The organism is Pseudomonas sp. SF2, assembly GCF_036858055.1.
GTDB lineage: Bacteria > Pseudomonadota > Gammaproteobacteria > Pseudomonadales > Pseudomonadaceae > Aquipseudomonas.
On sequence record NZ_JAMBDI010000010.1, the window covers coordinates 183,434 to 204,897 of the forward strand.

Consider the following 21,464-nt stretch of genomic DNA (forward strand, 5'->3'; position numbering starts at 1 on the left):
AATTGTGCCTACCAAATCGAAAAAGGGCGATCAGCAATGATCGCCCTTTTTGCTGTGCGCACGAAGCAGCGTGTAACGTTTGGTCGCGGTTCGGGGCATTGCCTGGCGTGCTAGAATCCGCCCCTTCGAATCTGGAGGTACACGCGTGCGCAAACTGGCTGTGGTAATGGCGGTGCTCGCCCTGGCGGGCTGTGAGAACGAGGTCGAAGGCGTGCACAAGCAGGTGGCTGAACACCTGCACAACCCCAAGACCGCCAAGTTCGGCAACGTGCGGATCGACACCCAGGGCACCATCTGCGGCCAGGTCCGCGGCAAGGATGATGCCGGGCAGTACGAAGCCTACCGCAGCTACGTGGCGATCAAGCGCGATGGCCAGTACGAAATCATCGTCGACGACAGTGGCAACAACCTGCGCATCCGTGAGATGTGCGGCGGCGCCGAGCTGCAGCGCCGCGCCGAAGCCCTGGCTGGCCAGCCGGCCCCGCAAGGCTGGGACGTGGAAGTGATCCAGGGCGCCAACATGGGTGCGCTCAGCGACATGACCGCACGCCTGATCGAAAAGGGCATTCCCTCCTCGGTGGAGTACCGCGACGGCAAGCCGGTGGTGCTGATGGGGCCGTTCCCGAGCCGTGAGGAAGCCGAAGCACGCAAGGCCGAGGTGATGGCCAAACTGGGTACCGATTCGGTGGTCATCCAGCACGGCGCAGCACGCTGAACCCGGTTCCTGTACGAGCGGCCTTTTGTGGGAGCGGCTTCCACAAGTCCGCTTCTGCAAGGTCGGCGCGGCACAGCCATGCCTGCGCTAGACATTGTCCGCACAGTTTTGGCTATGCTTGGCAGGAAGAAGCCGAACGGGGAGGGCCTCATGTCTACACTGGAGCGGGCCATTGCCGTGGCCGCCAGGGCGCATGAAGGGCAGTACGACAAGGGTGGGGCTGCTTATATTCTCCACCCGTTACGCGTGATGATGCGGGTTTCCACGCCTGAACAACGGATTGTCGCGGTGCTTCACGATGTGATCGAAGACACTTCGCTGACCCTGTCCGACCTGGCACGCGAGGGCTTTGCGCTGAAAATCCTTGCCGCCTTGCTGGCGCTCAGCCGCCGTGAGGGCGAGGCCTACCAGGACTTCGTGGTGCGCCTGGGCAGTGACCCGCTGGCGCGCACCGTCAAGCTGGCCGACCTGGCCGACAACAGCGACCTTTCGCGCATCCCATGCCCGGGCCCCGCCGACCTGGCGCGGCTGGCGCGTTACCGTGAAGCCAGCGCCTACCTGCAGGCCTTGGCCTGAGGTCAAGTCGCAGGCCTTGCAGGCGACCCGGGTCAGGCAGCTGCCATGCTGGCCGCGGTCAGTCTTCCTTCGGTACGGTCCAGAAAATCTGCACGCCACCATCGTCGCGGTGGGCGAGGGTGACGTTGTCGTTTTCGGCGATTTCCTCGAGCAGGGTTTCCCAGTCTTCCGGCGTCTCGTGTTCCAGGCGGAAGATCAGCGCCGCGCGGCTGCGCTGGGCGGTGGGACTGTTGATGATCTTCTGGATGCGCATACCCAGTTGTTCATAGCTGCTCGGGGTGGCGGAGGCGGTGCTGGACACAAGTGTTTCCTTGTTTTGCTGTATGCGCATACAGTATTTTACCGTAAGTAATTTCGCAACATCTTGTCAGGCGAAAACTGTGCTCAAGCGCAAAAGGGCGCATTTCATTCGGAATCCCGAACAAGCACAGGAAAAGGCGTTCGGCTTTTCGGACAAATTCCAGATAAACTGCCCCTGGCTCGACTTGACCTCCGCCAGCCAAACGGATTTGACAAACCCCGGTCCTGTTTCCATAGTGAGTCAACGCAAACGTTTGCGATCCGACAAAAAACACAAGATCCGGAGTCATCGTCCATGAAACTGCCGTTCCCCGGTCGTCTGCTGGCCCTCGCGGTCATTTCCTCGCTGTCCTTTGCCCTGCCGTTTTCCGCCGCCCACGCCGAAGACAAGCCCAAGGTCGCCCTGGTCATGAAGTCACTGGCCAACGAGTTCTTCCGCACCATGGAAGACGGCGCCAAGGACTACCAGAAAGCCCACGCCGATGAATTCGAGCTGATCGCCAACGGCATCAAGAACGAGACCGACACCGGCGAGCAGATCCGCATCGTCGAGCAGATGGTCAACGCGGGCGCCAAGGCCCTGGTCATTGCCCCGGCCGACTCCAAGGCGCTGGTGTCGGCGGTGAAGAAGGCCATGGACCAGGGCGTGGTGGTGATCAACATCGACAACCGCCTGGACCCTGAATTGCTCAAGAGCAAAGGCATCAGCGTACCCTTCGTCGGCCCCGACAACCGCAAGGGCGCGCGCCTGGTCGGCGACTTCCTGGCCAACCAGAAGCTCAAGGCCGGCGACCAGGTCGGCATCATCGAAGGCGTGCCGACCACCACCAACGCCCAGCAGCGTACCGCTGGCTTCAAGGACGCCATGGACGCTGCGCAGATCAAGATCGTCTCGGTGCAGAGCGGCAACTGGGAAATCGACAAAGGCAACGCCGTCGCGGCCTCCATGCTCAACGAATACCCCGACCTGAAAGCCCTGCTGGCCGGCAATGACAGCATGGCCCTGGGCGCCGTGTCGGCCGTGCGTGCCGCCGGCAAGACCGGCCAGGTGCAAGTGGTGGGCTACGACAACATCAACGCCATCAAGCCGATGCTCGCCGATGGCCGCGTGCTCGCCACCCTCGACCAGGCGGCCAGCCAGCAGGCGGTGTACGGCATCCAGGCGGCGCTGAAAATGGTCAAGGGCGAGAAGCCCGACGTGGATGCCGACAACGTCATCCAGACCCCGGTCCAACTCATCACCAAACCCTGATCGCTGGCAGGAGAAACGGCCATGCCTGCATCGGCCAATGAAGTGGTGCTCACCGCCAGCGGCCTGGGCAAGACCTATGCCCAGCCCGTGCTCGGCGAGGTCAGCCTGAACCTGCGGGCGGGTGAAGTGCTGGCCCTGACCGGCGAGAACGGCGCGGGCAAGAGCACCCTTTCCAAGCTCATCAGTGGCCTGGAAACCCCAACAACCGGGCACATGCGCTACCGCGGCCAGGCCTACGCACCCGGCAGCCGCAGCGAGGCCGAGCGCCTCGGCGTGCGCATGGTCATGCAGGAGCTGAACCTGCTGCCCACGCTGACCGTGGCGGAAAACCTGTTCCTCGACAACCTGCCCGGCCGTTTCGGCTGGATCAGCCAGAAGCGCCTGCGCCAACTGGCCACGGCCGCCATGGCCCAGGTCGGCCTCGACGCCATCGACCCGGATACCCCGGTCGGCGAGCTGGGCATCGGCCACCAGCAGATGGTCGAGATCGCCCGCAACCTGATCGGCGACTGCCATGTGCTGATCTTCGACGAGCCCACCGCCATGCTCACCGCGCGCGAGGTGGAGCTGCTGTTTACCCAGATCGAACGCCTGCGCCAACGTGGCGTGGCCATTGTCTACATCTCGCACCGCCTGGAAGAACTGCAGCGCGTGGCCCAGCGCATCGTCGTGCTGCGCGACGGCAAGCTGGTGTGCGACGAACCCATCCAGCGCTACAGCAGCGCCCAGCTGGTCAACCTCATGGTCGGTCGCGAGCTGGGCGAGCATATCGACCTGGGCCGCCGGCAGATCGGCGCGCCGCTGCTCAAGGTCGACAAGCTCAGCCGCGCCGACAAGGTGCGTGAAGTGTCGTTCGAGGTCAGGGCAGGGGAGATCTTCGGCATCTCCGGCCTGATCGGTGCCGGCCGTACCGAACTGTTGCGCCTGATCTACGGCGCCGACCGCGCCGACAGCGGCAGCATCGCCCTTGGCCAGCCACCGCAGGCGGTCACCATCGACTCGCCCAGGGCCGCCGTGCAGGCCGGTATTGCCCTGATCACCGAAGACCGCAAAGGCGAAGGCCTGCTGCTGACGCAGTCGATCAGCGCCAACATCGCCTTGGGCAACCTCGGTGCGGTATCGCGGGCCGGTGTGCTCGATGGCGAGGCCGAAAGGGCCTTGGCCGAGCGCCAGATCCAGGCCATGCGCATTCGCAGTGCCGGCCCGCAGCAAGTGGTGGGCGAGCTGTCTGGCGGCAATCAGCAGAAGGTGGTGATCGGCCGCTGGCTGGAGCGCGACTGCCAGGTGCTGCTGTTCGACGAGCCCACCCGTGGCATCGACGTTGGCGCCAAGTTCGACATCTATGGCCTGCTGGCCGAGCTGGCGCGCCAGGGCAAGGCCCTGGTGGTGGTGTCCAGCGACCTGCGCGAGCTGATGCTGATCTGCGACCGCATCGCCGTGCTGTCGGCCGGCCGCCTGATCGACACCTTCGAGCGTGACCATTGGAGCCAGGACCAACTGCTGGCCGCGGCCTTTGCCGGTTATCAGAAACGTGACGCACTGCTGCATGACGCAGCTCCCAGGATGGATGCATGAAAACCACCCCGCTCGACAGCCAAGGCGCCGCACCGGTGCGCCGCAGTGGTACCTATTTTGGCCTGGGTACCTACCTGGGTCTGGCCGGCGCCTTGCTGGCGATGATCGTGCTGTTCTCGTTCCTCAGCAGCCACTTCTGGTCGTACAACACCTTCAGTACCTTGGCCAACCAGATCCCCGACCTGATGGTGCTGGCGGTGGGCATGACCTTCGTGCTGATCATCGGCGGCATCGACCTGTCGGTGGGCTCGGTGCTGGCGCTGGCAGCCTCGACGGTCAGCGTGGCGATCCTCGGCTGGGGCTGGGGCGTGCTGCCTTCGGCCCTGCTGGGCATGGCCGTGGCCGCGCTGGCCGGCAGCATTACCGGCGGCGTCACCGTGGCCTGGCGCATTCCGTCGTTCATCGTCTCGCTCGGCGTGCTGGAAATGGCCCGCGGCCTGGCCTACCAGTTCACTGACTCGCGCACCGCCTATATCGGCGATGCCTATGCCTGGTTCTCCAACCCCATTGCATTCGGCATCTCGCCGGCGTTCATCATCGCCTTGCTGGTGATCGTGCTGGCCCAGTTGGTGCTGACCCGCACGGTATTCGGCCGCTACCTGATCGGCATCGGCACCAACGAAGAAGCCGTGCGCCTGGCCGGTATCGACCCGCGCCCGTACAAGGTGCTGGTGTTCGCCCTGATGGGCCTGCTCGCCGGGCTGGCCGCGCTGTTCCAGATTTCGCGGCTGGAAGCGGCCGACCCCAATGCCGGCTCCGGCCTTGAGCTGCAGGTGATCGCCGCCGTGGTAATTGGCGGCACCAGCCTGATGGGCGGGCGTGGCTCGGTCATCAGCACCTTCTTTGGCGTGCTGATCATTTCGGTGCTGGCTGCCGGGCTGGCGCAGATCGGTGCCAGCGAACCGACCAAACGCATCATCACCGGGGCGGTGATTGTCATCGCCGTGGTGCTCGACACTTACCGTAGCCGGCGTGCAGGCCGGCGGAACTGAGAACATGGCAACCATCAAAGACGTCGCGGCACTGGCGGGTATTTCATACACCACCGTGTCCCATGTGCTGAACAAGACCCGGCCGGTGAGCGAGCAGGTGCGGCTGAAAGTCGAAGCCGCCATCGCCGAACTCGATTATGTGCCCAGCGCCGTGGCCCGTTCGTTGAAGGCGCGCAGCACGGCCACCATCGGCTTGCTGGTACCCAACAGCGTCAACCCGTACTTCGCCGAACTGGCGCGGGGCATCGAAGACGCCTGTGAACGCAACGGCTACTGCGTGATCCTGTGCAACTCCGACGACAACCCGCAGAAGCAGCGCAGCTACCTGCGCGTGCTGCTGGAAAAACGCATCGACGGCCTGGTGGTGGCCTCGGTGGGCCAGGACAGCGACCTGCTGCAAAGCCTGGCTGGCGTGCGCACGCCAATGGTGATCGTCGACCGCGAACTGGACGGCGTGGATGCCGACCTGGTGCGCATCGACCACGAGCAGGGCGCCTACCTGGCCACCCAGCACCTGCTGGAGCTTGGCCACCGCGACATCGCCTACATCGGCGGCCCCGCCGAGACCGGGGTTACCCAGCTGCGCCTGAGCGGCTTCCGCCGCGCCATGGCCGAGGCCGGCGCAGCGGTGCTGGGCAACCGCGTGCTGCACTGCGACTTCACCAGCCCGGGCGGCCATGCAGCGGCAACCCGGTTGCTGGAGGGCAAGCGGCCCACGGCGATTTTCGCCGGCAACGACATGATCGGTTTCGGCGTGCTGCGCGCCGCGGCCGAACGCAACATCAACGTACCCGCAGAGCTGTCGGTGATCGGCTTCGACGACATCGAACTCAGCCGTTATGTGTACCCGCCGTTGACCACGGTGGGCCAGTCGATCCGCGCGTTGGGCGAGAGCGCCGCGTCGCTGTTGCTGGCGCGTATCGGCACGCCTCGGCAGGGCGCGGCAGAGCAACGTATCGTCGCCCCGCGCATCGTGCTGCGCGAGTCCACCGGGCCGCGCCCGGACCTGTTCAACGATTACCGCTAATGCTAAGGAAATGTCATGAATGCCAAGGTCGTGGTAGTCGGTAGCCTCAACATGGACCTGGTGGCCCGCGCCCAGCGCCTGCCCCGGGCCGGCGAAACACTCCCCGGCGAAAGCTTTTTCACCGTGCCGGGCGGCAAGGGGGCCAACCAGGCGGTGGCCGTGGCGCGCCTGGGTGGCAGCGTGGCGATGATCGGCAACGTCGGCGACGATGATTATGGCCGGCAACTGCACCGGGCCTTGTATGTGGAAGGCATCGACTGCCAGGGCGTTACCACCTGCTCGGGCGTGTCCAGCGGTGTGGCGCTGATTACCGTCGATGCCGCCAGCCAGAACTGCATCGTCATCATCCCCGGTGGCAACGGCCTGCTGACGCCGCAGTCGGTGCAGCGTTTCGATGCACTGCTGCAGGCGGCCGAGGTGATCATCTGCCAGCTGGAAGTGCCGGCCGACACCGTGGCCTGGACCCTGGCCAGGGGGCATGAACTGGGTAAGCGGGTGATCCTGAACCCGGCGCCGGCGACCGGCCCCTTGCCGGCGGACTGGTTCGCCCACATCGACTACCTGACACCCAACGAAAGCGAGGCCGAGGCCCTGACCGGTGTGGCAGTGACCGACCTGGACAGTGCCCGGCGCGCCGGCGAGCGCTTGCTGCAGCTGGGCGCGGGCAAAGTGATCATTACCCTGGGCGCGCAAGGGGCCTTGCTGGTCACGGCCAAGGGCCACCAGCATTTCCCTGCACCGGTGGTGCAGCCGCTGGACACCACTGCAGCCGGCGACACCTTCATCGGTGGCTTTGCCGCTGGCCTGGTACGCGGCCTGGGGGAGGGCGAAGCCATCACCTTCGGCCAGCGCGCCGCAGCCCTGTCGGTCACCCGCGCTGGTGCCCAGCCGTCCATTCCCTACCTGGCGGAGCTTGCGCCATGAAGAAAACCCCACTGCTGAACGTCGCCCTGTCGCGGACCATTGCCGGCATGGGGCATGGTGACATCCTGGTGATCGGCGATGCCGGGCTGCCGGTGCCGCCGGGGGTCGAACTGATCGACCTGGCCGTTACGCCTGGGTTGCCGGATTTCGCCAGCGTGTTGCGGGCCGTGCTGAGCGAGTTGCAGGTGGAGCGCCATGTGCTGGCCGAAGAAATGCAGAAAGTGGTGCCGCCGGCGCTGGTCGAAATCGAGCGGCTGAAGGGCAAGCTGGGCAAGCGTGAATGGCTGAGCCATGAAGATTTCAAAGTACTGTCGCGCAGTGCCCGTGCGGTCGTGCGCACTGGCGAATGCCAGCCCTACAGCAACATCGCGCTGATTTCCGGCGTGACTTTCTAGCCCGTCGCCCCCTGTGGGAGCGGGTTCACCCGCGAACACCGGCGAAGCCGGTGCCATCCACCGCGCTGCCTCCTTCGCGGGTAAACCCGCTCCCACAGGGATTTGCGGTGTACCAGGAATACCAATCCAGGCAACAGGAGTGCCACCCATGCTCAAACCCCTGCTACAAGGAATCGCCCTCATGGCCGCAGCCACCACCCTCCAGGCCGCCCCCATCGACCTGATCATCGACACCGACCCCGGCGCCGACGACGTGGTCGCGCTGTTCCTGGCCATGGCCTCGCCCGACGAGCTCAAGATCCGCGCCATCACCACCGTGGCCGGCAATGTGCGCCTGGACAAAACCTCGCGCAACGCCCGCCTGGCTCGCGAATGGGCCGGTCGCGAAGACATCCCCGTGTACGCCGGCGCCGCACGCCCGCTGGTGCGCAAGCCGATCTACGCCGCCGACGTCCATGGCGAAGAAGGCCTCACCGGCATCCAGGTCCACGAACCGAAAGCGCCGCTAGCCCAGGGCAACGCAGTGCAATACCTTGTCGACACCCTGGGCGCCGCCAAACCCCACAGCATCACCATCGCCATGCTCGGCCCGCAGACCAATCTGGCCCTGGCGCTGATCCAGCGCCCGGACATCGCCAAAGGCATCAAGCAAGTGGTGGTCATGGGCGGCGCCCATTTCAACGGCGGCAACATCACTCCGGCGGCGGAATTCAACCTCTATGCCGACCCGCATGCCGCTGAAGTGGTGCTGGCCAGCGGCGTGCAGCTGACCTACCTGCCGCTGGACGTCACCCACAAGCTGCTGACCAGCGACGCCCGCCTCAAGCAACTGGCAGCGGTGAACAACCAGGCCAGCAAACGGGTAGTGGATATCCTCAACGCCTATATCACCCACGACATGGACCTGTACGGCATGCCCGGCGGCCCGGTGCACGACGCCAGCGTGATCGCCTACCTGCTCAAGCCCGAGCTGTTCAGCGGCCGGCGCATCCATATGAGCATCGACAGCCGCGAAGGCCCCAGCTTCGGCCAGACCCTTGCCGACTGGTATGGCGTGCTAAAGCAGCCGGCCAACGTGATGTGGGTGGAGCAGGGCGATGCCCAGGGCCTGTTCGACCTGCTCAGCGCCCGTTTGGCGCGATTGGAATAGCCGTGTGCGGCGCGAAGCGCTCGAACACCTGGTCGATGAAGCTGCGTGCCGCCTCGGCGCCGCGATCGCGCACCAGCAGGTCGATGGCAATCAACAGCAATTCCTCCGGTGTGCCAGGGCTGTACGCGCTCTGGCCCTCGGCCCATTTGACCTTGATATCGGCATCGATGCTGTGGCTGCTCATGAAAGGCTCTCGCTTGGGGCCCAGGACGAAGGGGCGAACACCTGACCCTGGTGTTCGATGGAGGCGGGGTGCGCTCCACTTCTGGCACTAAATCATGACTTTGCGTCAGTGACGTTGCGGCTTAAGCATATGGCAAACGCAGCGGGTTGTGCAAAATCCGGTCACGATTGCGTTTTCGCCTCTGCTGGCGAGTTCAGGCAGACTTGGTCGGTTTTGCAACAAATGATGAGTGGAACTGTCGGATCAGACAGTTCCCGGACCGATTTAGGAGGCTTCATGTTCCGTACCCGTGCTTACCTGGCAACCCTGGCGGTGGCTGCTGTCCTGGCTGGTTGCAGCACTGGTGGCAATTCTGCTGGTGGCGCTGCGCCGGCAGGCAACGACGGCCGCTGCGAAGCCAGTGGCGCCAATTTTGCCATTGGCAAGCCAGCCAGCGCCGAGCTGCTGGAGCAGGCGCGCAAGGCCAGTGGCTCGCAGATGGCACGCATTCTCAAGCCGCACGACGTGGTCACCCTGGAGTACCGCTCCGAGCGCCTGAACCTGAATGTGGACGAGCAGGGCAAGGTAGTTCGCGTCAACTGCGGTTGATACGCGGTCCTTGTGGGAGTGGCCTTGTGTCGCGATAGGGCCGCAAAGCGGCCCCGGCCATTGATGCTGCGAAGCTGAAAACCTTGGGGCCGCTACGCGCCCCTTTCGCGACACAAGGCCGCTCCCACAAAAAAAGCCGCGCCCGCATGGCCAACCCCGTCAGCCCATGCAGCACCCATAAAAAAACCCGCCACAAGGGCGGGTTTTTTTACAGCTATCCGAATTACTCCGGACGAACCTGTGCAGCCTGCATGCCCTTCTGGCCGCGCTCGGCGACGAAGGAAACAGTCTGGCCTTCTTTCAGGCTCTTGAAGCCGTCAGATTCGATGGCCTTGAAGTGAACGAACAGGTCGTCGCCGCCGCCTGCTGGGGTGATGAAGCCGTAGCCTTTCTCATCATTGAACCATTTGACGGTGCCTTGTTGGCGATTGGACATGGGTGAATCTCCAGAACATTTAGTTTTTTCAGTGGTGCAATGCGGCCGAGGCTACGGAGCACGGGACACATCATAGTCTAATTCTGCGCATCTAGCGCCTTTTACCTTCGCAGGATATTGATCCAGCGCAAAGAATGGCTGGCCTGCTCTGGCTTTAAGGTTTCAGCTCTTCGGTGCGCAGGCCTGTTTCACGACCGTCTGGGCCTTCTGCATCAGCTTGGCGTCCACGCCATCGTTGCTGTCGAGGTCGGCAATCTCCGCGTCGGTGAAATTCTTTTTGATGGTTTGCGCACCACAGTCGCAGTGTTTTTTTGCGGCCGCAGCATCAACGCCTTGGCCTTGAGCCACTTGCGTGCACTGGGTCATGTAGGCGGCTTCCTTCCCGGCCGGGAAGTTGCCGGCGTTCGCAGCCATGGGCAGCAGCAGGGCCGCAGCGGCTGCCAGGGTCAGAAGAGATGGAACTCGCATAACCAGTTACTCCTTGGGTTAAGGTCACATCAAGAGTAGGTTGCTTCCCAAGGTCTGATAGGAATTTTTCCGTGTAAGTTCAGCCGAAGTCTGTAATTTCCAAATATTTCTGCCTGCCACGCAACCCGCGTGCTAGCATGCCCGGCTTGCAGCTGACAACGTGCAGCCTGCAGCAATCTTTTTTCTTTCCAGTCACTCTGGTTCGTCCCTGACAAGCCGAAAGGCTTCTGCCACTGTGAGGCAGGCTTCCCGCCGAGGAAGGCAGGTCGGATCTTGTACTGGCTCATCCCAACCCACGTGACCTTTGGTAGGGGTCACCACTAGGAGAGGAGGCGCCATGCCCGTTATTACTCTTCCCGATGGCAGTCAACGTTCGTTCGATCACGCCGTATCCGTAGCCGAAGTCGCCGCTTCCATCGGCGCCGGCCTGGCCAAGGCCACCGTGGCCGGCAAGGTCGACGGCAAACTGGTCGATGCCTGCGACCTGATCAGCAACGACGCCACCCTGCAGATCATCACCCCTAAAGATGAAGAGGGACTGGAGATCATCCGCCACTCGTGCGCCCACCTGGTCGGCCACGCGGTGAAGCAGCTGTACCCGACCGCCAAGATGGTGATCGGCCCGGTCATCGACGAAGGCTTCTACTACGACATCGCCTACGAGCGCCCCTTCACCCCTGAAGACATGGCCGCCATCGAAAAGCGCATGATGGAGCTGATCGACAAGGACTACGACGTCATCAAGAAGATGACCCCGCGTGCCGAAGTCATCGACGTGTTCAAGGCCCGTGGCGAAGACTACAAGCTGCGCCTGGTCGAAGACATGCCGGACGAGCAGGCCATGGGCCTGTACTACCACGAAGAATACGTCGACATGTGCCGTGGCCCGCACGTGCCGAACACCCGCTTCCTCAAGGCGTTCAAGCTGACCAAGCTGTCCGGCGCCTACTGGCGCGGTGATGCCAAGAACGAGCAGCTGCAACGCGTGTACGGCACCGCCTGGGCCGACAAGAAGCAGCTGGCGGCGTACATCCAGCGCATCGAAGAAGCGGAAAAACGCGACCACCGCAAGATCGGCAAGCAGCTCGACCTGTTCCACCTGCAGGAAGAAGCCCCGGGCATGGTGTTCTGGCACGCCAACGGCTGGACCGTGTACCAGGTACTCGAGCAGTACATGCGCCAGGTCCAGCGCGTCAACGGCTACCAGGAAATCAAGACCCCGCAGGTTGTCGACCGTATCCTCTGGGAGCGCTCCGGCCACTGGTCCAACTACGCCGAGAACATGTTCACCACTTCGTCGGAAAGTCGTGACTACGCGGTAAAACCGATGAACTGCCCGTGCCACGTGCAGGTGTTCAACCAGGGCCTGAAGAGCTACCGCGACCTGCCGCTGCGCCTGGCCGAGTTCGGTGCCTGCCACCGTAACGAGCCGTCCGGCGCCCTGCACGGCATCATGCGCGTGCGTGGCTTCGTACAGGACGACGCGCACATCTTCTGCACCGAAGAACAGGTGAAGAAAGAAGCCGCCGACTTCATCAAGCTGACCCTGGACGTGTACAAGGACTTCGGCTTCACCGACATCGCCATGAAGCTGTCGACCCGCCCGGCCAAGCGCGTGGGCTCCGAAGAGCTGTGGGACCGTGCCGAAGGCGCACTGGCCGATGCCTTGAACGAATCGGGCCTGGAGTGGGAATACCAGCCAGGCGAGGGCGCCTTCTACGGCCCGAAGATCGAGTTCACCCTGCGCGACTGCCTCGGCCGTAACTGGCAGTGCGGTACCCTGCAGTACGACCCGAACCTGCCAGAACGTCTGGATGCCAGCTATATCGCCGAAGATAACAGCCGTGTTCGCCCGGTCATGCTGCACCGCGCCATCCTCGGTTCGTTCGAACGCTTCATCGGCATGCTGATCGAGCACTACGCTGGCGTGTTCCCGGCCTGGCTGGCACCTACCCAGGCCGTGATCATGAACATCACCGACAAGCAGGCCGATTTCGCCCTCGAGGTGGAAAATACCCTGAACGGTAGCGGTTTCCGTGCCAAGTCGGACTTGAGAAATGAGAAGATCGGCTTTAAAATCCGCGAGCATACTTTGCTCAAGGTCCCGTACCTTTTGGTTATAGGGGATCGCGAAGTCGAAACGCAGACCGTCGCAGTACGCACCCGTGAAGGCAAAGACCTCGGCTCCATGCCGGTGGCTGAATTCACGCAGCTGCTCAACAGCGCTGTCGCCCAGCGCGGTCGCCTAGAATCGGAGTAATGACTATTAAGCGTGAAATGAGAAACGATAAACGAACTGCACCGAAAGCCCCGATCAACGAGAATATCTCGGCACGCGAGGTTCGGTTAATTGGCGCTGACGGCGAGCAGATTGGCATCGTCTCGATTGATGAAGCGCTTCGTATCGCTGATGAAGCGAAGCTGGATCTGGTGGAGATCTCCGCCGACGCGCAACCGCCCGTCTGCAAGGTGATGGACTACGGCAAGCACCTCTTCGAGAAGAAGAAGCAGGCCAACGAAGCCAAGAAAAACCAGAAGCAGATCCAGATCAAAGAAATCAAGTTTCGTCCAGGGACGGAAGAAGGGGATTACCAGGTAAAACTACGCAACCTGGTACGTTTCCTTACCGATGGGGACAAGGCCAAGATCTCTCTGAGATTCCGCGGCCGTGAGATGGCCCACCAGGAGCTGGGCATGGAGCTGTTGAAGCGGGTCGAAGCCGACCTCGCCGAATACGGCTCCGTTGAGCAGCATCCGAAGATGGAAGGACGCCAGCTTATGATGGTCATCGCCCCCAAAAAGAAGAAGTAATCTCCCGGGCACGGCAGGCCTGATGATTATTGTGTAATTTTATCGAATGCGGAGTTCCAACATGCCAAAAATGAAAACCAAGAGCGGTGCTGCGAAGCGCTTCCTGAAGACCGCTTCCGGCTTCAAGCACAAGCACGCTTTCAAGAGCCACATCCTGACCAAAATGTCGACCAAGCGTAAGCGTCAACTGCGCGGTGCCAGCCTGCTGCACCCGTCTGACGTGGCAAAAGTCGAGCGCATGCTGCGCGTACGTTAATTCTGGTTTAGATAGAGGAAGTTACTCATGGCTCGTGTTAAGCGTGGCGTCATCGCTCGTAAGCGTCACAAGAAAATTCTGAAACTGGCTAAAGGCTACTACGGTGCACGCTCGCGCGTATTCCGCGTTGCCAAGCAGGCTGTCATCAAGGCAGGTCAATATGCCTACCGTGACCGTCGTCAGAAGAAGCGTCAGTTCCGCGCACTGTGGATCGCTCGTATCAACGCCGGTGCCCGCACCAACGGTCTGTCCTACAGCCGTCTGATTGCTGGCCTGAAAAAGGCTTCGATCGAAATCGACCGTAAGGTTCTGGCCGATCTGGCAGTGAACGAAAAAGCGGCGTTTGCTGCGATTGTCGAGAAAGCTAAAGCCGTTCTGGCTTAAGTACCCGCGACAATCACCCGGCGGCGCTAGCGCCGTCGGGCATTGAACGTCATCGATAGGGGAAGAGCCTTCAAAGCTCTTCCCCTATTTTCGTATCTGGAGTCTGTACATGGAAAACCTGGATGCGTTGGTCTCCCAAGCCCTAGAGGCCGTGGAGCGCGCTGAAGACATCAATACCCTGGAACAGATCCGGGTGAACTATCTCGGCAAGAAAGGCGAGCTGACCCAGGTGATGAAGACCCTGGGCAACCTGCCAGCCGAAGAGCGGCCGAAAGTCGGCGCGCTGATCAACGACGCCAAAGAGCGCGTCACCGTTGTGCTCAATGCCCGCAAGGCCGCCTTCGAAGAAGCCGAGCTCAGCGCTCGCCTGGCTGCCGAATGCATTGACGTCACCCTGCCAGGCCGCGGCCAGGCCACCGGTGGCCTGCACCCGATCACCCGTACACTCGAGCGCATCGAGCAGTTCTTCACCCACATCGGCTACGGCATCGCTGAAGGCCCAGAGGTGGAAGACGACTACCACAACTTCGAAGCGCTCAACATCCCCGGCCACCACCCGGCCCGGGCGATGCACGACACCTTCTACTTCAATGCCAACATGCTGCTGCGCACCCACACCTCGCCGGTGCAGGTGCGGACCATGGAGTCCACCCAGCCGCCCATCCGCATTGTCTGCCCGGGCCGCGTATACCGCTGCGACTCGGATATCACCCACTCGCCGATGTTCCACCAGGTCGAAGGCCTGCTGATCGATCGCGATATCAACTTCGCCGACCTCAAGGGCACCATCGAAGAGTTCCTGCGCGTGTTCTTCGAAAAAGAACTGGCGGTACGTTTCCGCCCATCGTTCTTCCCCTTCACCGAGCCGTCCGCCGAAGTCGACATCCAGTGCGTGATGTGTTCCGGCAAAGGCTGCCGCGTGTGCAAGCAGACCGGCTGGCTGGAAGTGATGGGCTGCGGCATGGTGCACCCGAACGTGCTGCGCATGTCCGGCATCGACCCTGAAGAGTTCCAGGGCTTCGCCTTCGGCATGGGCGCCGAGCGCCTGGCCATGCTGCGCTACGGCGTCAACGATTTGCGTCTGTTCTTCGATAACGACCTGCGGTTCCTTGCCCAATTCCGCTAGGCCCAATCGACGCACATTCCAGGAGAACAGCATGAAATTCAGTGAACAGTGGCTGCGCGGTTGGGTAAACCCGCAAGTCTCCCGTGACGAACTGGTCGCCCGCCTGTCCATGGCCGGCCTCGAAGTCGACAGCGTTACCCCCGCTGCCGGCCAGTTCAGCGGCATCGTCGTGGGCGAAATCCTCGCCACCGAACAACACCCGGACGCCGACAAGCTGCGCGTGTGCCAGGTAAGCAACGGCCAGGAAACCTTCCAGGTCGTGTGCGGCGCCCCTAACGCCCGCCCAGGCATCAAGATCCCGTTCGCCATGATCGGCGCCGAACTGCCAGGCGACTTCAAGATCAAGAAGGCCAAGCTGCGCGGCGTCGAGTCTTTCGGCATGCTGTGCTCGGCAGCCGAGCTGCAGATCAGCGAAGAGAATGACGGCCTGCTGGAACTGGCGGCTGACGCCCCGGTTGGCGAAGACATTCGCCAGTACCTGAGCCTGGACGACGCCAGCATCGAAATCGGCCTCACCCCCAACCGCGGTGACTGCCTGTCCATCGCCGGCCTGGCCCGCGACGTCAGCGCCCTGTACGACACCCCGGTCACCCGCCCGGTAGTGCCAGCCGTACCGGCTGCCCACGACGAAGTGCGCCCGGTCGAAGTCAGCGCCCCGGCTGCCTGCCCACGTTACCTGGGCCGCGTCATCCGCAACGTCGACCTGAGCAAGCCGACCCCACTGTGGATGGTCGAACGCCTGCGCCGCAGCGACGTGCGCAGCATCGACGCCGCCGTCGACATCACCAACTACGTGATGCTCGAACTCGGCCAGCCGATGCACGCCTTCGACCTGGCAGAAATCAACGGCGGCATCCGCGTACGCATGGCCGAAGAGGGCGAGAAGCTCGTCCTGCTCGACGGCCAGGAAGTTGCCCTGCGCGCCGACACCCTGGTAATCGCCGACCACACCCGCGCCCTGGCCATCGCCGGCGTCATGGGTGGCGAGCACAGCGGTGTGAACACCGAAAAAACCCGCGACCTGTTCCTCGAAAGCGCCTTCTTCGAGCCGATCTCCGTCGCCGGTAAAGCCCGTTCCTACGGCTTGCACACCGACGCCTCGCACCGCTACGAGCGCGGCGTGGACTCGCAGCTGGCCCGCGAAGCCATGGAGCGCGCCACCCAGCTGCTGCTGGACATCGTCGGCGGCGAAGCCGGCCCGGTCGTCGAAGCCGTCAGCGAACAGCACCTGCCGCAAGTGGCCCCGGTCACCCTGCGCGCCGAACGCATCACCCAGATGCTCGGCATGGAAATGGACCCAGCCCAGGTCGAGCAGCTGCTCAACGCCCTGGAACTGACCACGACTAAAGACGGGGAAGGGCAGTGGACCGTCAACGTCCCAAGCCACCGCTTCGACATCAGCCTGGAAGTGGACCTGATCGAAGAGCTGGCCCGCCTGTACGGCTACAACAACCTGCCGGTTCGCTACCCGCAAGCCCGCCTGGCCCCCCAGGGCAAGCCGGAAACCCGCGGTGACCTGCCGACCCTGCGCCGCCTGCTGGTTGCCCGCGGCTACCAGGAAGCCATCACCTACAGCTTCATCGACCCGAAACTGTTCGAACTGTTCAGCCCGGGCGTAGAGCCGCTGCTGCTGGCCAACCCCATCTCCAGCGACATGGCCGCCATGCGCGCGTCCCTGTGGCCGGGCCTGGTCAAGGCACTGCAGCACAACTTGAACCGCCAGCAAGACCGCGTGCGCCTGTTCGAAAGCGGCCTGCGCTTCGTCGGCCAGCTCGGCGACCTGAAGCAGCAGCCGATGATCGCCGGCGTTGTCACCGGCAGCCGCCTGCCAGAAGGCTGGGCCAACGGCCGCGACGGCGTCGACTTCTTCGACGTGAAGGCCGACGTGGAAGCCCTGCTGGGCTACTCCGGCGCCCTGAGCGACTTCACCTTCAGCGCCGGCAAGCACCCAGCCCTGCACCCAGGCCAGACCGCCGCCATCGAGCGTGACGGCAAACTGGTCGGCTACCTCGGCGCCATTCACCCAGAGCTGGCCAAGGCCCTGGACCTGGACCGCCCGGTGTTCCTGTTCGAGCTGGTGCTGGGCGACGTGGTCGAAGGCCGCCTGCCGAAATTCAGCGAGCTGTCCAAGTTCCCGGAAACCCGCCGCGACCTGGCTTTGATTGCAGGACGTGATGTAGCTTCTAGCTCGGTGCTTGAAGTAATTCGTGACAATGCAGGCGAATGGCTTACAGACCTCAGGCTGTTTGACGTCTACCAAGGTAAAGGTATTGATCCTGATAGAAAAAGCCTTGCCGTTGGCTTGACCTGGCAGCATCCATCGCGCACTCTTAACGACGATGAGGTGAACGCCGCACTGCAAAACATCCTCACCTCGCTCGAACAAAGGTTGAACACCACGTTAAGGAAATAACGGCATGGGTGCTCTGACGAAAGCTGAGATGGCCGAAAGGCTGTACGAGGAGCTGGGGCTTAACAAGCGTGAGGCCAAGGAGCTGGTCGAGCTGTTTTTCGAAGAAATTCGGCACGCACTTGAAGAGAACGAGCAGGTCAAGCTGTCCGGTTTCGGCAACTTCGACCTTCGCGACAAACGCCAGCGGCCGGGCCGCAACCCCAAGACAGGGGAAGAAATCCCGATCACTGCACGGCGCGTCGTCACCTTTCGTCCAGGGCAGAAGTTGAAGGCCCGGGTTGAGGCCTATGCTGGAACCAAGCCATAACGACGAACTGCCCCCCATACCGGGCAAAAGGTACTTCACCATTGGTGAGGTGAGTGAGCTTTGTGCGGTAAAACCGCACGTGCTGCGGTATTGGGAGCAGGAGTTCGATCAGCTCAATCCCGTGAAGCGGCGGGGGAACCGGCGGTATTATCAGCGGCAGGATGTGCTGATGATTCGCCAGATTCGTGCGCTGCTTTATGACCAGGGGTTCACCATTGGTGGGGCTCGGTTGAGGCTCTCCAGTGATGAGGCCAAGGATGAGTCTAGCCAGTACAAGCAGCTGATTCGGCAGATGATTGTCGAGTTGGAGGATGTGTTGGTGGTGTTGAAGAAGTGATCTGGTTTTTGGTGAGTGGAAATTTTTTTGAGAAAAAGCTTTCATTTATCAGGAGGTTAGGGTAGATTCTTCATTGTTCTCAGAGGTTATGAGAATGTAGTCGGGGCGTAGCGCAGCCCGGTAGCGCACTTGCATGGGGTGCAAGGGGTCGAGTGTTCGAATCACTCCGTCCCGACCAAAAATCCCTAAAAATCCAGTCACTTAGCGGTGACTGGATTTTTTTATGCTTGATGTTTTCTGCTTTTCTTATGCTTCGATACGTTCTGGTTGCCAATTGGTTGCCAATTGAGATTGGCTTCGTCAGCCTGCGAGATTAGGATCCAGAGTGAGGTAGATGCTTCAGTCGAGGCGACGCCTCGTCCTGAATAGCTCTAGTCATAGCAGTTTCACATAACAACTGACTTCCAGTCGTGCGCAAAAACAGGGAAGACGCTACTCATGACCACATCCGAAGCACAAACCCGGTCTGAGTTGATTGACTATCAACTCGCCCTGGCTGGCTGGAACGTCAAAGACCCCACTCAGGTTGTCGAGGAATTCGACATCCTCACCGAGTTGCCCGATGGTGTGGCCGAGCCTCGCACGCTCTACGAGGGTCGCCAGTTCAGTGACTACGTCTTGCTGGGAAAAGACGGCAAGCCGCTGGCAGTGATCGAGGCCAAAAAGACAAGTCGCGAGGCCGCCATTGGTCGTGAACAGGCAAAGCAGTACTGCTACAACATCCAGAAGCAATTAGGCGGTGAGTTGCCATTCTGCTTTTACACCAACGGCCACGAACTCTATTTCTGGGATTTGGATAACGCGCCACCGCGCAGGGTCGCCGGTTTTCCCACGCGCGACGACCTGGAGCGCTTTGCATACATCCGTCGCAACCGGAAGCCGCTAACGCAAGAGTTCATCAATACCTCGATTGCTGGTCGAGATTACCAGATCCGCGCCATTCGTTCGGTGCTCGAAGGTATCGAACAGAAAAAGCGCGATTTCCTGCTGGTGATGGCCACCGGCACCGGCAAAACTCGTACCTGCATTGCCATGGTTGATGCACTGATGCGTGCTGGCCACGCCGAGAAGGTGTTGTTTCTGGTTGACCGCATCGCTTTGCGCGAGCAGGCGCTGGCCGCTTTCAAGGAGCACATGCCCAATGAGCCACGCTGGCCCAATCTGGGCGAAAAGCTGATTGCCACGGATCGCCGCGTCTATGTTGCAACTTACCCGACGATGCTCAACATCATCCGGGACGAGGCGCAGCACCTGTCGCCGCACTTCTTCGACTTCATCGTCGTCGATGAGAGCCATCGCTCCATCTACAATACCTTCGGCGAAGTACTCGACTACTTCAAAGCCATCACGCTGGGCCTGACGGCCACGCCGACCGACATCATCGATCACAACACCTTTCAGCTTTTCCATTGCGAAGACGGCATCCCCACGTTTGCCTACACCTATGAAGAAGCCGTGAACAACGTGCCTCCCTACCTATGCAACTTCCAGGTCATGAAGATTCAGACCAAGTTCCAGATAGAAGGTATCAGCAAGCGCACCATTTCGCTGGAAGACCAAAAAAAGCTGATCCTTCAGGGCAAGGAAGTTGAGGACATCAACTTCGATGGCACCCAGCTTGAAAAGCAGGTGATCAACAAGGGTACCAACACCCTGATCGTCCGCGAATTCATGGAGGAGGCCATCAAGGACGCCAACGGCGTGCTGCCAGGCAAGACCATCTTCTTCTGCGCCACCAAGGCCCATGCCCGGCGCATGGAAGAGATCTTCGACAAGCTCTACCCGCAGTACCACGGTGAGCTTGCAAAGGTGCTAGTATCGGATGACCCGCGCGTCTATGGCAAAAGTGGGCTGCTCGATCAATTCACCAACAACGACATGCCGCGCATTGCCATCAGCGTGGACATGCTCGACACTGGCATCGACGTGCGCGAAATCGTCAACCTCGTGTTCGCCAAGCCGGTCTACTCGTACACCAAGTTCTGGCAGATGGTCGGGCGCGGCACACGTCTGCTGGAAACCAGCAAGCCCAAGCCCTGGTGTCTTGAGAAGGATGTGTTTCTGATCCTCGACTGCTGGGACAACTTCGAATACTTCAAGCTCAACCCCAAGGGCAAGGAGCTCAAACCGCAGTTGCCGCTGCCGGTGCGGCTGGTGGCCCTGCGCCTAGACAAAATCGAAAGGGCCAACGACAGCGGCCATGCCGACATCGCTGGAAGGGAAGTTGCCAAGCTCCGCCTGCAGATCGAAGCGCTACCCAAAGAGTCGGTGGTGATCAAGGAAGCCGCCGCTGCACTGGCGCAGCTGGACGGCGACAACTTCTGGATCAGCCTCAGCCACGACCGGCTGAAGTTCCTGCGCGCAGAAATCAAGCCGCTGTTCCGCACTGTGTCCGAGGCCGACTTCAAGGCCATGCGCTTCGAGCGCGACCTGCTGGAGTATTCGCTGGCTGTATTGAGCGAAGAAAAGGAACAGGCCGACACCCTCAAAGAAGGCATCGTCGAGCAGATCAGCGAGTTGCCGCTGTCGGTCAGCTTCGTGAAGCAAGAAGAAGCCCTGATCCGCGCCGCGCAAACCAGTCACTACTGGGCCAAGGCGGATGAAGACGCCTTCGACGATCTGGTCGCCAAACTCGGCCCGCTGATGAAATTCCGCGAGCAATCCACCGGCCAGGAACAAACTCACCTCGATCTGGCCGATGAGCTGCACAAGAAGGAATGGGTGGAGTTTGGCCCGCAGCACGAGGCGGTCAGCATCACCCGCTACCGCGAGATGGTGGAAAACCTGATTGCCGAGCTCACTGCGCACAACCTGGTGCTGCAGAAGATCAAGAACGGCGCAGCAGTGAGCAGTGAAGAGGCCAACGAACTGGCCGAACTGCTGCACGAAGAGCACCCGCACATCACCGAAGACCTGCTGCGTCAGGTCTACAAGAACCGCAAGGCGCGCTTCATCCAGTTCATCCGCCACATCCTGGGGATCGAAGTGCTCAGGAGCTTCCCGGACGAGGTCAGCGCCGCCTTTGACCAATTCATCCGCGCCCACACCACGCTCAGCAGCCGGCAGATGGAGTTCCTCAATCTGCTGAAGGGCTTCATCATCGAGCGCGAAAAAGTAGAGAAGAAAGACCTGATCAACGCCCCCTTCACGGTCATCCACCCGCAGGGTATTCGCGGCGTGTTTAGCTCCACCGAAATCAACGAAATCTTGCAGCTGACCGAACGGTTGGCAGCCTAGAAGACAGAGCG

General features: G+C 61.7%; 23 protein-coding genes and 1 tRNA gene. 20 read left to right on the top strand and 4 right to left on the bottom strand.

What is annotated here, in order from left to right:
- Positions 1 to 145 precede the first annotated feature (145 nt).
- Complete coding sequence (locus tag M2S36_RS07950; protein ID WP_025338525.1) at positions 146 to 715, top strand: SPOR domain-containing protein; 570 nt, start codon at positions 146 to 148, stop codon at positions 713 to 715.
- A 150-nt stretch (positions 716 to 865) separates the two neighbouring features.
- Positions 866 to 1,291: a GTP pyrophosphokinase gene (locus M2S36_RS07955; protein ID WP_207836980.1), complete on the top strand. Its 426-nt coding sequence runs from the start codon at positions 866 to 868 to the stop codon at positions 1,289 to 1,291.
- A gap of 58 nt (positions 1,292 to 1,349) precedes the next feature.
- Here M2S36_RS07955 and M2S36_RS07960 read toward each other — a convergent pair whose 3' ends face one another.
- A complete protein-coding gene (locus M2S36_RS07960; RefSeq protein ID WP_207836978.1) occupies positions 1,350 to 1,592 on the bottom strand; it encodes a DUF1654 domain-containing protein in 243 nt (80 codons plus the stop codon).
- A 294-nt stretch (positions 1,593 to 1,886) separates the two neighbouring features.
- Between M2S36_RS07960 and M2S36_RS07965 the strand changes: the two genes are divergently transcribed.
- The 7 genes from M2S36_RS07965 (at position 1,887) to M2S36_RS07995 (ending at position 8,906) form a co-directional block, all read left to right on the top strand.
- A complete protein-coding gene (locus tag M2S36_RS07965) occupies positions 1,887 to 2,843 on the top strand; it encodes a sugar ABC transporter substrate-binding protein (RefSeq protein WP_207836976.1) in 957 nt (318 codons plus the stop codon).
- Between the two features lie 21 nt (positions 2,844 to 2,864).
- Positions 2,865 to 4,418: a sugar ABC transporter ATP-binding protein gene (locus M2S36_RS07970; protein ID WP_233686858.1), complete on the top strand. Its 1,554-nt coding sequence runs from the start codon at positions 2,865 to 2,867 to the stop codon at positions 4,416 to 4,418.
- On the top strand, positions 4,415 to 5,410 hold the full coding sequence (locus M2S36_RS07975) for an ABC transporter permease (protein ID WP_051097705.1): 996 nt from the start codon (positions 4,415 to 4,417) through the stop codon (positions 5,408 to 5,410). Before M2S36_RS07970 ends, M2S36_RS07975 begins: the two co-directional genes overlap by 4 nt.
- Before the next feature lie 4 nt (positions 5,411 to 5,414).
- Complete coding sequence (locus M2S36_RS07980) at positions 5,415 to 6,437, top strand: LacI family DNA-binding transcriptional regulator (RefSeq protein ID WP_207836962.1); 1,023 nt, start codon at positions 5,415 to 5,417, stop codon at positions 6,435 to 6,437.
- Positions 6,438 to 6,452: 15 nt separating this feature from the next.
- Positions 6,453 to 7,361 carry a ribokinase gene (gene rbsK / locus M2S36_RS07985; protein WP_233686857.1) on the top strand — a complete coding sequence of 303 codons (909 nt, stop codon included), beginning with the start codon at positions 6,453 to 6,455 and terminating at the stop codon, positions 7,359 to 7,361.
- A complete protein-coding gene (gene rbsD / locus M2S36_RS07990) occupies positions 7,358 to 7,756 on the top strand; it encodes a D-ribose pyranase (RefSeq protein ID WP_016711344.1) in 399 nt (132 codons plus the stop codon). The genes rbsK and rbsD overlap by 4 nt, the downstream gene beginning before the upstream one ends.
- A 148-nt stretch (positions 7,757 to 7,904) precedes the next feature.
- Positions 7,905 to 8,906, top strand: coding sequence for a nucleoside hydrolase (locus tag M2S36_RS07995; protein WP_333956940.1), 1,002 nt, complete (start codon positions 7,905 to 7,907; stop codon positions 8,904 to 8,906).
- On the opposite strand, the gene M2S36_RS08000 is transcribed toward M2S36_RS07995, so the two are convergent.
- Positions 8,878 to 9,090: a hypothetical protein gene (locus M2S36_RS08000; RefSeq protein WP_063912423.1), complete on the bottom strand. Its 213-nt coding sequence runs from the start codon at positions 9,088 to 9,090 to the stop codon at positions 8,878 to 8,880. The two genes, M2S36_RS07995 and M2S36_RS08000, sit on opposite strands and share 29 nt — an antisense overlap.
- 276 nt (positions 9,091 to 9,366) lie before the next feature.
- Here M2S36_RS08000 and M2S36_RS08005 point away from each other — a divergent pair, with 276 nt between their 5' ends.
- Positions 9,367 to 9,678 (top strand): I78 family peptidase inhibitor, encoded by a 312-nt coding sequence (locus M2S36_RS08005; protein WP_333956941.1) that lies wholly within the window; start codon positions 9,367 to 9,369, stop codon positions 9,676 to 9,678.
- A 223-nt stretch (positions 9,679 to 9,901) separates the two neighbouring features.
- Here M2S36_RS08005 and M2S36_RS08010 read toward each other — a convergent pair whose 3' ends face one another.
- Together M2S36_RS08010 and M2S36_RS08015 are read right to left on the bottom strand one after the other, a co-directional pair.
- Positions 9,902 to 10,114: a cold-shock protein gene (locus M2S36_RS08010; RefSeq protein WP_003250656.1), complete on the bottom strand. Its 213-nt coding sequence runs from the start codon at positions 10,112 to 10,114 to the stop codon at positions 9,902 to 9,904.
- Between the two features lie 162 nt (positions 10,115 to 10,276).
- On the bottom strand, positions 10,277 to 10,582 hold the full coding sequence (locus M2S36_RS08015) for a hypothetical protein (protein ID WP_207836943.1): 306 nt from the start codon (positions 10,580 to 10,582) through the stop codon (positions 10,277 to 10,279).
- 337 nt (positions 10,583 to 10,919) lie between these two features.
- Here M2S36_RS08015 and thrS point away from each other — a divergent pair, with 337 nt between their 5' ends.
- From thrS to M2S36_RS08065, 10 genes are all read left to right on the top strand, one after another.
- Positions 10,920 to 12,842: a threonine--tRNA ligase gene (gene thrS / locus M2S36_RS08020; protein WP_233686853.1), complete on the top strand. Its 1,923-nt coding sequence runs from the start codon at positions 10,920 to 10,922 to the stop codon at positions 12,840 to 12,842.
- Complete coding sequence (gene infC / locus M2S36_RS08025) at positions 12,842 to 13,393, top strand: translation initiation factor IF-3 (protein WP_013972005.1); 552 nt, start codon at positions 12,842 to 12,844, stop codon at positions 13,391 to 13,393. The genes thrS and infC overlap by 1 nt, the downstream gene beginning before the upstream one ends.
- Positions 13,394 to 13,454: 61 nt before the next feature.
- A complete protein-coding gene (rpmI, locus tag M2S36_RS08030; RefSeq protein WP_003250667.1) occupies positions 13,455 to 13,649 on the top strand; it encodes a 50S ribosomal protein L35 in 195 nt (64 codons plus the stop codon).
- 27 nt (positions 13,650 to 13,676) lie between these two features.
- On the top strand, positions 13,677 to 14,033 hold the full coding sequence (gene rplT / locus M2S36_RS08035) for a 50S ribosomal protein L20 (protein ID WP_003250671.1): 357 nt from the start codon (positions 13,677 to 13,679) through the stop codon (positions 14,031 to 14,033).
- A gap of 109 nt (positions 14,034 to 14,142) precedes the next feature.
- Positions 14,143 to 15,159 (top strand): phenylalanine--tRNA ligase subunit alpha, encoded by a 1,017-nt coding sequence (gene pheS / locus M2S36_RS08040; protein ID WP_013972006.1) that lies wholly within the window; start codon positions 14,143 to 14,145, stop codon positions 15,157 to 15,159.
- A 31-nt stretch (positions 15,160 to 15,190) separates the two neighbouring features.
- The gene (gene pheT, locus M2S36_RS08045; RefSeq protein WP_241105758.1) at positions 15,191 to 17,572 is read left to right on the top strand and encodes a phenylalanine--tRNA ligase subunit beta; all 2,382 of its coding nucleotides are present in this window, start codon (positions 15,191 to 15,193) and stop codon (positions 17,570 to 17,572) included.
- 4 nt (positions 17,573 to 17,576) lie between these two features.
- Positions 17,577 to 17,879, top strand: coding sequence for an integration host factor subunit alpha (ihfA, locus tag M2S36_RS08050; RefSeq protein ID WP_003250679.1), 303 nt, complete (start codon positions 17,577 to 17,579; stop codon positions 17,877 to 17,879).
- Entirely contained in the window at positions 17,860 to 18,216 is a 357-nt protein-coding gene (locus tag M2S36_RS08055) for a MerR family transcriptional regulator (RefSeq protein WP_003250681.1), read from the top strand. Before ihfA ends, M2S36_RS08055 begins: the two co-directional genes overlap by 20 nt.
- A 101-nt stretch (positions 18,217 to 18,317) precedes the next feature.
- A tRNA-Pro gene (locus M2S36_RS08060) sits at positions 18,318 to 18,394 on the top strand.
- Between the two features lie 260 nt (positions 18,395 to 18,654).
- Entirely contained in the window at positions 18,655 to 21,453 is a 2,799-nt protein-coding gene (locus tag M2S36_RS08065; protein ID WP_333956958.1) for a type I restriction endonuclease subunit R, read from the top strand.
- Positions 21,454 to 21,464 lie beyond the last annotated feature (11 nt).